Source organism: Citricoccus muralis (assembly GCF_003386075.1).
Lineage (GTDB): Bacteria > Actinomycetota > Actinomycetes > Actinomycetales > Micrococcaceae > Citricoccus > Citricoccus muralis.
Genome location: NZ_QREH01000001.1, coordinates 2,528,919 through 2,542,285 on the forward strand (window position 1 = coordinate 2,528,919; position 13,367 = coordinate 2,542,285).

Here is a 13,367-nt window from a genome sequence, read left to right on the forward strand (position 1 = left end):
GCCCCACCGCGCGCTGTGGCCGGATGTGTCGTCCGCACCGAGCACGTGGTCTTCCCTGAATGCGATCTGTTGAGTTCCTGTCCACTACCCGTTTCAGGGCCAGTCGCCTGATCAGCACCCCCAAGCGGACGTACAGTGCTGTCACCGTCCGAAGTATTCATCCCCGAATTCCGGACAGCCTCAAAAGGACGAAACGCACTATGTTCTCAGCAACCACCACCAGTCGTCTGGCCCAGGCCGCGACGCTTGCCAACACGGCCCCCGGTCCCCGCGGCGGTCGCCTCCTCCCCGAGCGGCTCGACCAGCCGGCCGAGCTTCCCGCAGCCCTGCCCGGCTGGAACTTCGACGACGACCCCTCCAGCGCCACCCTGCGCTCCGTCCGCAAGCTGCGCGCCGCCGTCGCGGGCATCTGGCAGGACGCCCATGCCCTGGACATCGGTGCCGCCCTCGAGGGCGTCAACCTTCTTTTGGCCTCGGCGGGGCCCGTGCACGTGTTCGCACCCGAACCGGCCACGGCCCGCACGCCCGCGGTCCTGGCTGCCGGGCAGGACAGTGACGTCCCGGAGAAGACCCTCTCCACCTCTCTGGCCCTGGCGCTGGCCGAGGTGGCCCTGGCCGGCGAGCTGACACGGCTGCGGACCTGCTCCGGAGAGGACTGCACCAACGCCTTCGTGGACCTGACTCGCAACCGTTCCAAGCAGTTCTGCGATGAGGCCAACTGCGCCAACCGAGCCCACGTCAAGGCCTACCGTGCTCGCCGTGCGGCGGAATTCCCGGACGGCGACCACGGCGACCCGGACTATGAGGCCGAATCGGACGAGATCTCCTCGGAGCACGGTTCGTTGGAGGACGCGCCGGAGAAGAAGGACAAGCCCGGGAAGAAGAAGTCCAAGAAGGGCAAGAAGAAGAAGTAGGCTCGTCACGTCCCCACCCGGGACACCGATCCCGTCTCACCCGGACGGTGCCGTCCAGGCCCGACGCACCCGTCGACCGTTGTCGCCCGCCGCTGGCCGGTCCCCCGACCGGACCCGTGGCTCTGGCCCCTGATCGCCGTCCACGTGAGGAAGACACCGTGAGCTCCACTCCCCTGATTCCTGCCATCCCGCACCAGTTCACCCCGGCCCCCGGCCAGAGGATCGACCCGGTCCTGGCCCGCTCGTGGTTGCTGGTCAACGCCGCCCACCCTGAGAAGTTCCCGGCCGCCGAGGACTCCCCGGCGGACATCGTGGTACTGGACATCGAGGACGCGGTGGCACCCAAGGACAAGGACACCGCGCGGGAGAACGCCGTGGAGTGGCTCACTGGCGGACACTCGGCCTGGGTGCGCCTCAACGGCTACGGCTCCAAGTGGTGGGAGCAGGATGTCGCGGCGCTGGCCGCCACCCTGCCCCGCGCCTCGGGTGGGCCGGTCCCTGAGGGCGGCCTGGCCGGCGTCGTGCTGGCGATGGTGGAATCCACCGACCACGTGAACGAGACTGCGGCCCGGCTACCGGGCATCCCGGTGGTCGCATTGGTGGAGACGGCCCGAGGGCTGCAGCGCATCAACTCGATCGCCGCGGCGAAGGGCACGTACCGGCTGGCCTTCGGCATCGGCGACTTCCGCCGTGACACCGGATTCGGGGAGTCGCCGCTGGCCCTGGCCTACGCGCGCAGCCAGTTCACCATCGCCGCCAAGGCCACCGGCCTGCCGGGCCCGATCGACGGCCCGACGGTCGGCACCACGGGCGTGAAGCTGGCCGAGGCCGCCGCCACCACGGCGGAGTTCGGCATGACGGGCAAGATCTGTCTGCTGCCCGAGCAGTGCGCCGTGGTCAACGAGGGCCTGAGCCCGTCCCAGGACGAGCTCACGTGGGCACACGAGTTCCTGGACGACTTCGCCGCGGACGGCGGGGTCATCCGCAACGGCTCCGACCTGCCGCGCAAAGCCCGGGCAGACCGGATCCTGGAACTGGCCGAGGCCTTCGGCGTGCAGTGGATCCGCGAGGACGAGGACAATCACGCCCCGGCGCCCTCGGACACCTTCCACTACTGACGGTTCAGGACCCCTGCGGTTCGCCTGCGCCGGGCTGGTCACCTGAGTCGGACTGGTCACCCTGGCCGGCTGCATCCCGCTTGCGCTGGGCCTCGGCCTTGCGCCGGGCGACGGACTGCCGGTGCAACTCCTCGGAGGAGCGGTGCACGCCGGAGCCCTGGGAGAGGTGCTTGGGGTTGTCCTTGGCGGCCAGCTGGAGCATCGCCACGACCACGAGGGAGACGATGAAGAAGATCCCGAAGGCAATCAACCCGAGGTCGAGCCGCAGCGGGTTGTCCGAGCCTCCGGAGGCGGTCATCGTGGCCACCGCCCCGCCCACCAGGGCCAGGACGAAGGAGAACCACAGCGGCCCCTTGATGGACTGCAGGAACCCGGCCTTCTGCTGGGCCGGATCGGCAGGCTGCGCGGCCGACGCCCCAGAAGGTCCGGCTGTCGGCTTCCCTGCCGGCGTCCCTGCAGCCTGTCCCGGGGCGCGCCCCGGCCGGGCATCACCGGGACGGGGCGTCTCGGGCTGCTGACCGGCGCTGGGCGTGCTCACTGACCATCTCCTGTACTGCGGGTGGCCTGGCCGGATTCGAGAGAACGGGGGCCTGACCTGCTCAAAGTGTGGTGACGCGTCGGCCTCGGGCCGAGACGCACCCTTTCATTCTACGCGTTGTAGAGAACGGGGCCGACCGACCCCAATGTCTGCCCCGCAGGACCGCTCCGCGGAGCGCATCCGGTCAGCTGCGCGGGGCGCGCGGGCCCTCGTCCTTCTGGGCGGCCAGCGCGGCCGGGCCGGCGTCGTGCCGGAAGCCGAAGCCGGAGATGGCGAGCAGCACGGCGATGATGATGGCCCCGCCACCCACGATGCCGAGCAGACCGTGTGCGTCCAGGTGGAGGAAGAGCAACAACCCGACGCCGGACAGCACGCCTACCGCGCCCGTGTACAGCTGGTCGCGGGCCGGCACGAAGACCTTGCGGTACTGCAGCCACGCCACCAACTCGGCCAGACCCGAGCCGATGAGGGCAACGGCGGCGATGATCCCCGCGACGAACTCGGTCCCGGCGAACAGCAGGGCGATGGCACCGACCATGAAGAGCGCCGCGGCGATCGAGAGCGGTCCGCGCATCTTCTCCGGCACCGGGTCCCGGCGCAGGTACTCCCACAGGCCGGACCCGGAGAACACGAAGTAGGCCGCCAGGCCGTACTTCAATACGGGCAGGCCGGGATCCTGGAGGAAGACGGTGGTCAGGCCGAAGATCGCCGCGATCAGCGCGCGGATCAGGATCGGCTTCCACATGATCGCGGCGGTCTCGGCGGGGGCTTTTGCTGCAGGCACCCGACCATTCTAGGCGCGAGCCGTCAACCTCCCGTCCGCATCCACGCATCCGAGCGGGCCCGCAGCCCGAGGGTGAGCGCGCGGGCCCCCATGAAGACCCCCGCGAAACCGGCCCACAGCAGCGCCAGTTGCGCGCCAGCCTCGGGAGCCTGACCGGTTCCGGCACCGGTGGCGAGCCACCCGAGACCGGCGAGCGCGGGCAGGTACACCGCCAGGTTCACGACGCCGGCCAGCGCCAGATAGCGGGCATCGCCGGCTCCGATCAGCACCCCGTCCAGGACGAAGACGTAGCCGCTCAACGGTTGTGAGGCGGCCAGGACGAGGAGCCCGGCAGTCGCGGCGGCCTGGACGGCGGGCTCCGGGGTGAACAGGGGTGGCAGCACCCACGCCAGGACGGCCAGCAGCAGGCCGGTGATGACACCGAACCATAGCGACCAGCGGACCATGGTGCTGGTCAGGGCGCGGGCCTCCTCCTTCCGGCCTGCGCCGAGCTCCCGGCCGATGAGGGCCTGGGCGGCGATGGCGAGGGCGTCCAGGGCGAAGGCCAGGGTCGAGTAGACCGTGAAGACGAGTTGGTGTGCGGCGAGCGTGGCCGTGCCGAGGCCGGTGGCCGCCACCACCGTGAAGAGGATGGCGGCGCGGAGGGTGGCGGTGCGCAACAGCAGCCAGGAGCCCACCTGCGCGGTGGCCCGCATGCCGGACCCGGATGGGGCCAGGTGAGTGCCGGCCCGGCGGAACCGCGGGTACAGCACGGCCAGGTAGACCACGAACATGGCCCACTGCACAGCCGAGGTGCCCATCGCGGAACCGGCCACCCCGAGGCCCGCGCCGTAGACCAACACGAAGTTCAATCCGATGTTCGCGGCGAAACCCACCCCGGCCACGATCAGCGGGGTCTTGGTGTCCAGCAGCCCCCGCAGGATGCCGGTGGCGGCCAGCACGCCGAGCATCGCCGGGATCCCCGGCATGGACCACTGCAGGTAGGCCACCGCGTGGTCCTGCACCGCACCGTCGGCACCGATCAGTCCGGCCAGTGATGGGGCGGCCACCCAGCCGGCCACCGCCAGGACGGTGCCGAGCAGCAGAGCCAGCCACACGCCGTCCCGTCCGCGGTCCATCGCCGCACCCAGGTTGCCGGCGCCCAGGAACCGGGACACGGCCGGCGTCGTGGAATAGGCCAGGAAGACCATCAGACCGGTGACGGTGTGCAGCACCGTGGTGCCGACCCCGACGCCGGCGAGCTCGGCCACGCCCAGGTGGCCGATGATCGCGGTGTCCGCGAGTAGGAACATCGGCTCGGCCAGCAGGGCGCCGAACGCGGGGACGGCAAGGGCCAGGATCTGCCGGGAGATCGGGCGGGCGTCCCGCGGTGCTGCGGTCACATGCCCTCGGGCAGCAGGGGCAGGAGCGTGTACGCCACGATGATGGAGACGAGGTTGTTGAACACGTGCAGGATCGTGGCGTAGGCCAGTGACTTGCCGGTCAGGACGTAGGCCACCGTGATGGCGGCGGCGAGCGTCAGGTACGGGATGACCTGGACGGGGTCGAAGTTGAAGCCGGTGCTGAGGAAGTGGATCAGGGCGAACAGCACCATGGAGATCACCACGCAGACCCACACGTTGATCCAGCGGGAGAGCTTGCCGATCATCAGGTGCCGGAAGATGTACTCCTCCACGAACGGCGCCATGAACACGGTCACCAACACCATAGGCAGGAACGCGACCTGGGTGGTCATCTCCTCGATGGCCAGTTGGTTGGCACTCTTGATGGGCTGGCCCGCGGCCATCACCACGAGGGCGTTGACCATGATGCACCCGAACCAGATCACCGGGATGAGCCCGATCTTGAGCCACCCGTACTGCTTGAACGTGCGGAATGAGGCGATGAACGGCTTCCAGCACGCGATCAGCGCCAGAACGGTGAGGACCGAGTAGGAGATCAGGTTGATGCTGAACGTGAACGAACCCTCGTTGAGCGTGCCGTCCGGCTCCGTGAACTGCTCCCGGAAACCCGGGATGAGCGTCACCAGCACGGCTGCTCCCAGGATGAAGATGAGCAGGTAGGCCAGCACCGTGACCAGGTCCATCCACGTGGGCCTGCCCGGGTCGAGGACGATCCGGTCCTGCGGGCGGCGGCCCGGCCACCCCGGCGGGATGGAGCCCGGGCTGGCACCGTGGGAGACGACGCCGGCCCCGGCGGGCTGAAGCGGGACCTGCTGCGGGTCATCGGTCATGCGCCCATGCTATCGACGCCGGCCGGTGCCCCCAACATGGCCATCCGCAGCCGGTTACCGGCCAGCGTGGGGACCGGGCACGCCGCCGGTGGACTCGGGGCGGTGCTGCGCCGGTTCCACCACGGGGACGGCCCCCGTGGCGAGGTTCTCCTCGACCATCGGGATGGCGCCGGTGCCCACGGACACCGCCGCCTCCTCCGCGTCCAAGTCCACGCCCTGGGTGAACTGGGACATGTACAGCCGGTAGTAGGCGCCCTCGGCGGCGAGCAGCTGCTCGTGCGAGCCCTGTTCCACGATGTCCCCGTGCTCCATCACCAGGATCACGTCCGCATCGCGGATGGTGGACAGCCGGTGCGCGATCACGAAGGACGTCCGGTCCGAGCGCAGTGCCGCCATGGCCTCCTGGACGAGCACCTCGGTGCGGGTGTCCACGGAGGAGGTGGCCTCGTCCAGGATCAGCAGCGCGGGGTCGGCGAGGAAGGCGCGGGCGATCGTGATGAGCTGGCGCTCACCGGCGGAGATGTTGGCTCCCTCCGCCTCGATCACCGTGTCATAGCCCTCCGGCAGCGTGTGCACGAACCGGTCCACGAAGGTCGCCTTCGCCGCGGCCACCACTTCCTCGTCCGTGGCATCGAGCCGGCCATAGCGGATGTTCTCCCGGATGGTCCCGCCGAAGAGCACGGCATCCTGCAGCACCATGCCGATCTGGCCACGGAGCACCCCGCGGTCCAGGGTGGCGATGTCCACGCCGTCGAGCCGGATCTGGCCGCCGTCGATCTCGTAGAACCGCATGATGAGGTTGACCAGGGTGGTCTTGCCCGCACCGGTGGGGCCGACGATGGCGACGGTCTCGCCGGGGTGTGCATCCAGGGACAGATCCGTGATGAGCGGCTTCTCCGGGGTGTAGGAGAACTGCACGTGGTCGAACTCCACGCGGCCGTGGACGGGCTGGGCCAGCTGGCCGGGCTGCTTGCCGTCCGGGTCCAGGGTGCCGTCCTCGGCCTGATCCGAGAGGTCCTCCTCCTGCTCGTCGGCGTCCAGCAGCTCGAAGATCCGCTCGGCCGAGGCCACGCCGGAGATGAGCATGTTGGCCATGCCTGCCATCTCACCCAGCGGGGCGTTGAACTCGCGGGAGTACTGGATGAAGGCGGTGACCTGGCCCAGGGACATCTGCCCGGTGGCCACCCGCAGGCCGCCGACCACGGCGATGCCCACGTAACCCAGGTACGTCACCCACTGCATGATCGGCATGATCATGCCGGAGTAGAACTGGGCCCGGAAGGAGGCCTCGTAGAGGTCCTCGTTGCGCTCGTCGAAGCGCTCGCGCATGGACTCCTGGCGGCCGAACACGGTCACCAGCTCGTGCCCGGTGAAGGACTCCTCGATGTGCCCGTTGAGCCGCCCGGTGTTCTTCCACTGGGCGGTGAACAACTTCTGCGACTTCGAACCGATGAGGCCCACCACGATCCCGGCGATCGGCAGGGCGATCAGTGCGATCAACGCCAGTTGCCAGGACAGCACGAACATCATGATGGTGATGCCGATGATGGTCATGACCGCGTAGAACAGGGACGCGAAGGCCTGCTGCATGGCGGTCTGCACGTTGTCCACGTCATTGGTGGTCCGGGACAGCAGGTCCCCGCGCTGGCGCGTGTCGAAGTAGCTCAGGGGCAGCCGGTTGACCTTGGCCTCGATCTGCTGGCGGATCCGGTAGACCACGCGCATCACGATCTCGTTGAGCACGAAGCCCTGGAGCCAGTCGAACAGGGAGGCCACCACGTACATGCCCAGCACGATCGCCAGCATCCGCGAGAGCGTGGTGAAGTCGATGCCGTCGCCCAGCCAGCCGTCGAAGATCACGTCCATGGCCTGGCCGAGGATGGCCGGGGCCCAGACCGTCAGGATGGTCGAGATGGCGCCGAAGACGAACACCATCACCACCCCGAACTTGTGGTCCTTCAGGGTGCCGAAGAGCCGCCCGAGCGAGGGCCAGAAGGTCTTGGCCTTGCGCGGTGCGGAGCCCTCGCCCCACTCGCCGGTGCCCACACTGTCCTGCAGTTCGGCGATCTCCTGCTCGGACACGACGCCGGCCGCGGCGCCGTCGCCCTTCTCGGCACCTGAGGCGGTGGACCGGAAGGCGGTGGACCGGTACGCGGGGCGCTGGACCTTCGGGAAGAGATCCTCCGGACGGCCGGTTCGCTGGCTGGACTGGGTGCTGTTGTTGCTCTTGCCCGTGCTCATGCCACTTCCTCCGCGCTGATCTGGGAATCCACGATCTCCCGGTAGGTCTCCGAGGTGTCAAGGAGTTCCTGGTGGGTGCCTCGGCCGACGACCCGGCCCTCCTCGAGCACGATGATCTGGTCCGCCTCGGTGATGCTGGAGACGCGCTGGGCCACCATGATCATGGTGGCGCCCTCGGTGTAGCCGGTCAGGGCGGCTCGCAACCGGGCATCCGTGGTGACGTCCAGGGCGGAGAACGAGTCGTCGAACAGGTACACGCGGGGCTTCGCCACCAGGGCTCGGGCGATGCACAGGCGCTGTCGCTGGCCGCCGGAGACGTTGGTACCACCCTGCGAGATGGCCGAGTCCAGCCCGGACTCGGCGCTCTCCCCCTCGCCCGTGGTCCGGTCCCGGACGAACTCGGTGGCCTGGGCTGTGTCCAGGGCCGCCCAGAGCTCGCGCTCGGAGGCATCCGGCTTGCCGAAGCGGAGGTTGTCCGCCACGGAACCGGAGAACAGGAACGGCTTCTGGGGAACGAACCCCACGGCCTCGGTGAGGGACGCCCGGGACATCTCCGCCACTGGCACGCCGTCGATCAGGACGGTGCCCCCGGTGGAGTCGTAGAGCCGGGGGACGAGGTTGATCAGGGTGGTCTTGCCGGAGCCGGTGGAGCCGATGATCGCGGTGGTCTGGCCGGCCTCGGCGGTGAAGGAGACGCCGTCCACGATCGGCGCCTCGGCCCCCGGGTAGGCGAAGGACACGTTGCGGAACTCGACCGTGCCGTCTTTGCGCTGCGGCTCGATGGAGTACTCCGGCTCCTGGACGGAACCGGTGGTGGTGAGCACCTCGCCGATGCGGCGGGCGGTGATGATCGCGCGCGGGAACATCATGAACATGAAAGTGCCCATCATGACGGCCATGAGGATCTGCAGCAGGTACTGCATGAACGCGGTCAGGGCGCCGACCTCCACGAGGCCGTCGTCCACGCGGTGGCCGCCGAACCACAGCACGGCGGCGGTGGCCAGGTGCAGGACCATGGTGATGAGCGGCCCCATCAGGATGAACAGCCGGCCGATGTTCACGGAGGTCTTGGTCAGCGTCGCATTGGCGTCCGTGAAGCGTCCGGTCTCGTGGCGCTCCCGCACGAAGGCCCGCACCACGCGGATGCCCATGATCTGCTCGCGCATCACGCCGTTGACGTCATCGATGTTCGTCTGCATCCGCTCGAACAGCGGCATCAGCCGCCGCACCAGCACGCCCACGATCAGCAGCAGCACGGGAACGGACACCCACACGAGCCAGGACAGGCCCGGGTCCTCCTGGATGGCCATCACGATGCCGCCGATGGACATGATCGGGACCATCACCATGAAGTTCAGGGCCATCAGCACGACCATCTGCACCTGTTGCACGTCATTGGTGCCACGGGTGATCAGGGTGGGTGCGCCGAAGCGGCCCATCTCCTCGGCGGAGAAGTGGTCCACCCGGGTGTAGATGGCCTGGCGGATGTCCCGTCCGATCGACATGGACATACGCGCACCGAACCAGACCGCGGCGATGGCGGTGATGACTTGGACCAGGGCGACGGCCAGCATGACGGCGCCCACGCGCCAGATGTACTCGGTGTCACCGGTGGCAATGCCGTTGTCGATGATGTCAGCGTTGAGACTGGGCAGGTACAGCGTGGCCAGGGTGGCGGCCAGCTGGAGCACCAGGACGGCCACGACAAGGGCCCAGTAGGGCTTGCCGTAATGCCGGACGAGTTTCCACAGCATGGGGTTCGCTTCCGGATCGTTCCGCCCACCTGCCGATCAGGCAGGAGGGATGTTGATGATGGGGACCACTTCCGGGCGCAGGAATGCCGCTGTGACCGAGAGAGTGTGGGCTGCGGGAGCAGGGGGCCGAAAATGGTCCACCGTTATCATGCCCGATTTCCGCGGGGAATGGGCGCTTCTCCGCTGACAGTGAACCCTTCTGAGCAGGATCGGAGAACCCGCCCGCAGATCCCGGTGGCGGGCGGCGGACTACCGCGCCATCCGGTCCGCATTGGCGTGGATGGCATCCCGGAGATACTGCGCCAGCCCGGGCCGCAGGTCCTCATAGGTCTTCATGAACCGAGGATCCTGCACGTACATGTCCCCGAGGTTCCGATGGAACTCCCCGTCGATCGGGAAGAACCAGTGGTCCATGTGCACGCGCATGGCCTCGGCTGCGGCCATGGCCGGCTCCGAGTCGGCCGGCAGACCGGCGCCCATCGCGTCCAGGATCAGCTGGTTGTTCTCCTCGGTCTCAGCGCTGATCCTGGCCCAGTCCTCCTGCGTGTACGCCGCCGTCCGGCGTTGCGACTCCTTCCAGGCCTCGGTCTGACCCCAGCGGTCCTCGGCCTCGGCCTGGTATTCCTCGAAGTGCTCCGTGTAGGAGTCACCGAAGAGCTCGCGCATCTCGTTCTCGTTCAGGTCGATGTCCTTCATGTCCTTCTCCAATGCAGTGTCCAACGCGGCCAGCAGCCGCGTGAGTTCAGTGATTTTCTCCTCGACCAGCTCGCGCTGGCGTTCCAGGGCCCGACGCCGGCCGGCGGGCCGGGTGCCCTGCGCACCCGGGTGCGCTCCGTCGTCGCGCGTGGGCTCCTCCGCGAGCGCGGCGGCGATGTCCTCCAGCCCCAGCCCCAGCCGCCGGTAGGCGACCACCTGCTGCAGGCGCTCAAGGTCGGCGGGGGCGTAGAGCCGGTAGCCCACCGAGGAGCGGGCGGCCGGGGAGACCAGCCCGATCTCGTCATAGTGGTGCAGGGTGCGCACGGTGACGCCGGTGACGGAGGCGGTCTCCCCCACCGTCATCAGGGCCATCTCCGGATGGGCGCCGGGGCGCGTCCGCTGCTTCTCGTTCTTCATGGCTCCTACTGAACAGCCTCACGTGGCGTCAGGGTCAAGTCAGGTGGTCCATCCGCCCCTCGGCCCAGTCCGCATGCCGCCGCGCGGACCGGTGCACCACCGCGGAGGCATCGGAGGAGATGACCCCGGAGAAGTTGTCATAGAGCCGCTCGTAGTCGTACCGGTCCAGGTGCCCGGCAATCCGCTGGGCCACGGCCCCGGACAGCGGCAGGTAGTTCGGGAATGAGCGCATGAACGTGGCCCACTTCCGGTCCCGGGCCACGCCCACGGTGTCCCCGGCCAGCAGCACCCCGACCCCGTCCTGCCCGGAGAAGTGCACCACCACACTGCCGGGAAAGTGGCCACCGGGCTGGGAGGCGGTCACGGGTGAGCCGGGCAGTCCGGCTGGCCCGGTAGGTTCAGCCGGCCCGGTCAGGGGCGTCAGGGAACCGGACCACACGATGGTGTTCGCCGGCCGCCGGGCCAGCCAGCCGGCGTCGGGCTCGGAGATGTAGACCGGCACCGGGCCGCTCGCCCCTCCACAGGCCTCAGCCCAGGCGGACTGGGCACCGTACATGTGCGGATGGGAGGCGATGATCCCCGCCAGCCCGCCCAGGCCCACCACGGCATCCACGGCGGCGCGGTCGATGTATGCGGGGACGTCCACCATCAGGTTTCCGGCCTCGGTCACCAGGATCTTGGCGTGTTGGCCGATCCCGACGCCGCCGCTCACTCGCACGGCCCACAGGTTCGGCTCCAGCTCGGCCACCTCGGTGCTCGCGCCCGACGCGCGGAGCTCACCCACCGTGGTCCAGCGCTGCCCGTCAGCCGGAACCCACTGCCGATCGTCCTCGCAGATGGCGCAGACCGCCGCTAGGACCTCAGACCGGGCGTCACGCCGGACGTCATCCCGCGCCTCAGACAGCTCGGCAGGCGACTCGGCAGCGAGGGCGCCCGCCTGCTCGACCCCGCAGGTGGCACACAGGACGAGGCCATCCCAGGCCTCCTGGTCGGCCGTGGTGGGGCTCGCGTCCGTCATGGGGCACTCCTTCGTGGTCGGGCGTCCCGTCCCATGGTGGCGCGTCGGCCCGCCAGCTGCCAGAGGTGCATGGCGGCATAGGACCGCCAGGGTGACCAGTCCGCGGCCCGCGCGGCCAGGGCGCGGTGGGCAACTCGCGTGGCGAGATCCGGGTCCAGCAGACCCGCAGCCTTGGCTCCGGCCACGAGCGCCACATCCCCATCGAGCCAGGCATCCGGATCGCCCAGCACACGCATCGCCACGTACGCCGCGGTCCACGGTCCGATGCGCGGCCGGGCCAGCAGGTCCCGACGCAGAACCTCCGGCTCGACCCCGGCGTGCACGGCCAGTTCACCGCCAGCCAGGGCACGACACGTTCCGACGACGGCCCCCACGGCCTGGCCCGGCAGCCTCAGGGGGCGCTCGGGGTCGGGTCTCTCACCCGAGACCGGTTCGGGCACGCCGGAGGCGATCTGGGCCGCCGTCGGGAAGTGCCGGTGCAGTTGGGCCAAAAGCGAGTCTTCATCCGGGCGTTCGCCTGACAGGTGCATCGTCGGGAGGCCGGGAGGGGCATACGGGGTGCCCAGGGTCCCGGCCAGCCGCCCAAGATGGGTGCGGGCGGCAGCGACCGAGATCTGCTGACCCACGAGTGCTCGGACCACGAGTTCGTGAGGGTCTACGGTGCCCGGAATCCTGATGCCCGGGGTGTTCTTGACAAGGGGAGCCAGTACGGGATCGGCCGCCAACACGCCATCCGCCTCGGCTGGATCGGTGTCCACATCGAACAGGACCCGGAGAACGGCGAGCGCCGGACCCTGGTCTGCTGCGGCGGCCAGGTGCAGCCTCGCCCGCAGGGCCCAGCTCCGCTTCCGAGTGCGGGTGGCGAAGACCAGGGCCGCGGCCGGCCCGCCCGGCAGTGTCAGGGTGCGGGCGTACCGGAGGCGCTCGGGGTGGGACAGGTCGGTAGCCTCGACCCCCGCGACAGCGCGGACCGCCAGGAAACGAAAGATCCCGGGGGCGTCGTACGGCGCGGTGACGGGCACCTCGACCTCGAGCTCGACCGGGCAGACGTCCATGGGTGGACCCTATCGCCGCGCCAGGCGGAGGCGGTATCTTCACCGCATGACTGAGCCAGCGGGCGCTCCCCCCACCGACCTCACCGAGCTGTCCTTCACCGTCACCGGACGGATCGCCAGGCCGGTGACGGAGGTCTATGAGTCGGTGGCGGACCCCGACCAGCTTTCGCGGTACTTCACCACCGGCGGAGCGCAGGGCCGGCTGGAGTCCGGCACCGAGGTGACGTGGGACTTCGCCGACTTCCCCGGGGCGTTCCCAGTCGAGGTGGTCGAGGCCACCGCGCCGCAACGGATCGTGCTGCGGTGGGATGGCGAGTCGGCTGTGGACGAGTCCGGGATGACCACGGTGGCGTTCACGTTCTCCCCGCTGGACGGGGACACGCGCACGCTGGTCTCGATCACGGAGTCCTCCTGGCATCCCACCCAGGACGGCGCGCGCAACGCCTTCGGCAATTGCATGGGCTGGACCGGGATGCTGGCAGCCATGAAGGCCTGGGTGGAACACGGGATCAACCTGCGGGACGGGTTCTACGCCTGAGTCCCCGTTGCGTGGCCCTTCACTTTCACGTGACCCTTCGCCTGAGCCCGGCCCTCAACCG

Annotated in this window: 12 protein-coding genes; 3 read left to right on the forward strand and 9 right to left on the reverse strand. The window is 69.3% G+C overall.

Annotation, left to right across the window (positions count from 1 at the left end; translation table 11 throughout):
* Nucleotides 1-200: 200 nt before the first annotated feature.
* Both C8E99_RS11165 and C8E99_RS11170 read left to right on the forward strand, forming a co-directional pair.
* On the forward strand, nt 201-914 hold the full coding sequence (locus C8E99_RS11165; protein ID WP_115932350.1) for a CGNR zinc finger domain-containing protein: 714 nt from the start codon (nt 201-203) through the stop codon (nt 912-914).
* A gap of 158 nt (nt 915-1,072) precedes the next feature.
* Nucleotides 1,073-2,032, forward strand: coding sequence for an HpcH/HpaI aldolase/citrate lyase family protein (locus C8E99_RS11170; RefSeq protein ID WP_115932351.1), 960 nt, complete (start codon nt 1,073-1,075; stop codon nt 2,030-2,032).
* A gap of 4 nt (nt 2,033-2,036) precedes the next feature.
* Here C8E99_RS11170 and C8E99_RS16245 read toward each other — a convergent pair whose 3' ends face one another.
* From C8E99_RS16245 to C8E99_RS11215, 9 genes are all read right to left on the reverse strand, one after another.
* Nucleotides 2,037-2,570: a hypothetical protein gene (locus tag C8E99_RS16245; protein WP_245952271.1), complete on the reverse strand. Its 534-nt coding sequence runs from the start codon at nt 2,568-2,570 to the stop codon at nt 2,037-2,039.
* A gap of 184 nt (nt 2,571-2,754) precedes the next feature.
* Entirely contained in the window at nt 2,755-3,354 is a 600-nt protein-coding gene (locus tag C8E99_RS11180) for a hypothetical protein (protein ID WP_245952273.1), read from the reverse strand.
* A 23-nt stretch (nt 3,355-3,377) separates the two neighbouring features.
* A complete protein-coding gene (locus C8E99_RS11185; RefSeq protein WP_115932352.1) occupies nt 3,378-4,736 on the reverse strand; it encodes an MATE family efflux transporter in 1,359 nt (452 codons plus the stop codon).
* A complete protein-coding gene (locus C8E99_RS11190) occupies nt 4,733-5,587 on the reverse strand; it encodes a CPBP family intramembrane glutamic endopeptidase (protein WP_115932353.1) in 855 nt (284 codons plus the stop codon). The genes C8E99_RS11185 and C8E99_RS11190 overlap by 4 nt, the downstream gene beginning before the upstream one ends.
* A gap of 54 nt (nt 5,588-5,641) precedes the next feature.
* Nucleotides 5,642-7,828 (reverse strand): ABC transporter ATP-binding protein, encoded by a 2,187-nt coding sequence (locus C8E99_RS11195; RefSeq protein ID WP_115932354.1) that lies wholly within the window; start codon nt 7,826-7,828, stop codon nt 5,642-5,644.
* Nucleotides 7,825-9,582 (reverse strand): ABC transporter ATP-binding protein, encoded by a 1,758-nt coding sequence (locus C8E99_RS11200; RefSeq protein WP_115932355.1) that lies wholly within the window; start codon nt 9,580-9,582, stop codon nt 7,825-7,827. The genes C8E99_RS11195 and C8E99_RS11200 overlap by 4 nt, the downstream gene beginning before the upstream one ends.
* Before the next feature lie 249 nt (nt 9,583-9,831).
* Nucleotides 9,832-10,695, reverse strand: a complete 864-nt coding sequence (locus tag C8E99_RS11205) for a MerR family transcriptional regulator (protein ID WP_245952275.1) — start codon at nt 10,693-10,695, stop codon at nt 9,832-9,834.
* A gap of 34 nt (nt 10,696-10,729) precedes the next feature.
* Entirely contained in the window at nt 10,730-11,713 is a 984-nt protein-coding gene (locus tag C8E99_RS11210; protein ID WP_115932356.1) for an MBL fold metallo-hydrolase, read from the reverse strand.
* A complete protein-coding gene (locus C8E99_RS11215) occupies nt 11,710-12,768 on the reverse strand; it encodes a DNA-3-methyladenine glycosylase 2 (protein WP_115932357.1) in 1,059 nt (352 codons plus the stop codon). The genes C8E99_RS11210 and C8E99_RS11215 overlap by 4 nt, the downstream gene beginning before the upstream one ends.
* A 46-nt stretch (nt 12,769-12,814) precedes the next feature.
* Between C8E99_RS11215 and C8E99_RS11220 the strand changes: the two genes are divergently transcribed.
* The gene (locus C8E99_RS11220) at nt 12,815-13,306 is read left to right on the forward strand and encodes an SRPBCC family protein (RefSeq protein ID WP_115932358.1); all 492 of its coding nucleotides are present in this window, start codon (nt 12,815-12,817) and stop codon (nt 13,304-13,306) included.
* The last annotated feature ends 61 nt before the right edge of the window (nt 13,307-13,367 follow it).

Excerpts from the sequence above, each read along its gene's own strand:
- C8E99_RS11205 (WP_245952275.1), bottom strand. The coding sequence starts at position 10,695 with ATGAAGAACGAGAAGCAGCGGACGCGCCCCGGCGCCCATCCGGAGATG.
- C8E99_RS11200 (WP_115932355.1), bottom strand. The coding sequence starts at position 9,582 with ATGCTGTGGAAACTCGTCCGGCATTACGGCAAGCCCTACTGGGCCCTT.
- C8E99_RS11215 (WP_115932357.1), bottom strand. The coding sequence starts at position 12,768 with ATGGACGTCTGCCCGGTCGAGCTCGAGGTCGAGGTGCCCGTCACCGCG.
- C8E99_RS11195 (WP_115932354.1), bottom strand. The coding sequence starts at position 7,828 with ATGAGCACGGGCAAGAGCAACAACAGCACCCAGTCCAGCCAGCGAACC.
- C8E99_RS11165 (WP_115932350.1), top strand. The coding sequence starts at position 201 with ATGTTCTCAGCAACCACCACCAGTCGTCTGGCCCAGGCCGCGACGCTT.
- C8E99_RS11220 (WP_115932358.1), top strand. The coding sequence starts at position 12,815 with ATGACTGAGCCAGCGGGCGCTCCCCCCACCGACCTCACCGAGCTGTCC.
- C8E99_RS11210 (WP_115932356.1), bottom strand. The coding sequence starts at position 11,713 with ATGACGGACGCGAGCCCCACCACGGCCGACCAGGAGGCCTGGGATGGC.
- C8E99_RS11190 (WP_115932353.1), bottom strand. The coding sequence starts at position 5,587 with ATGACCGATGACCCGCAGCAGGTCCCGCTTCAGCCCGCCGGGGCCGGC.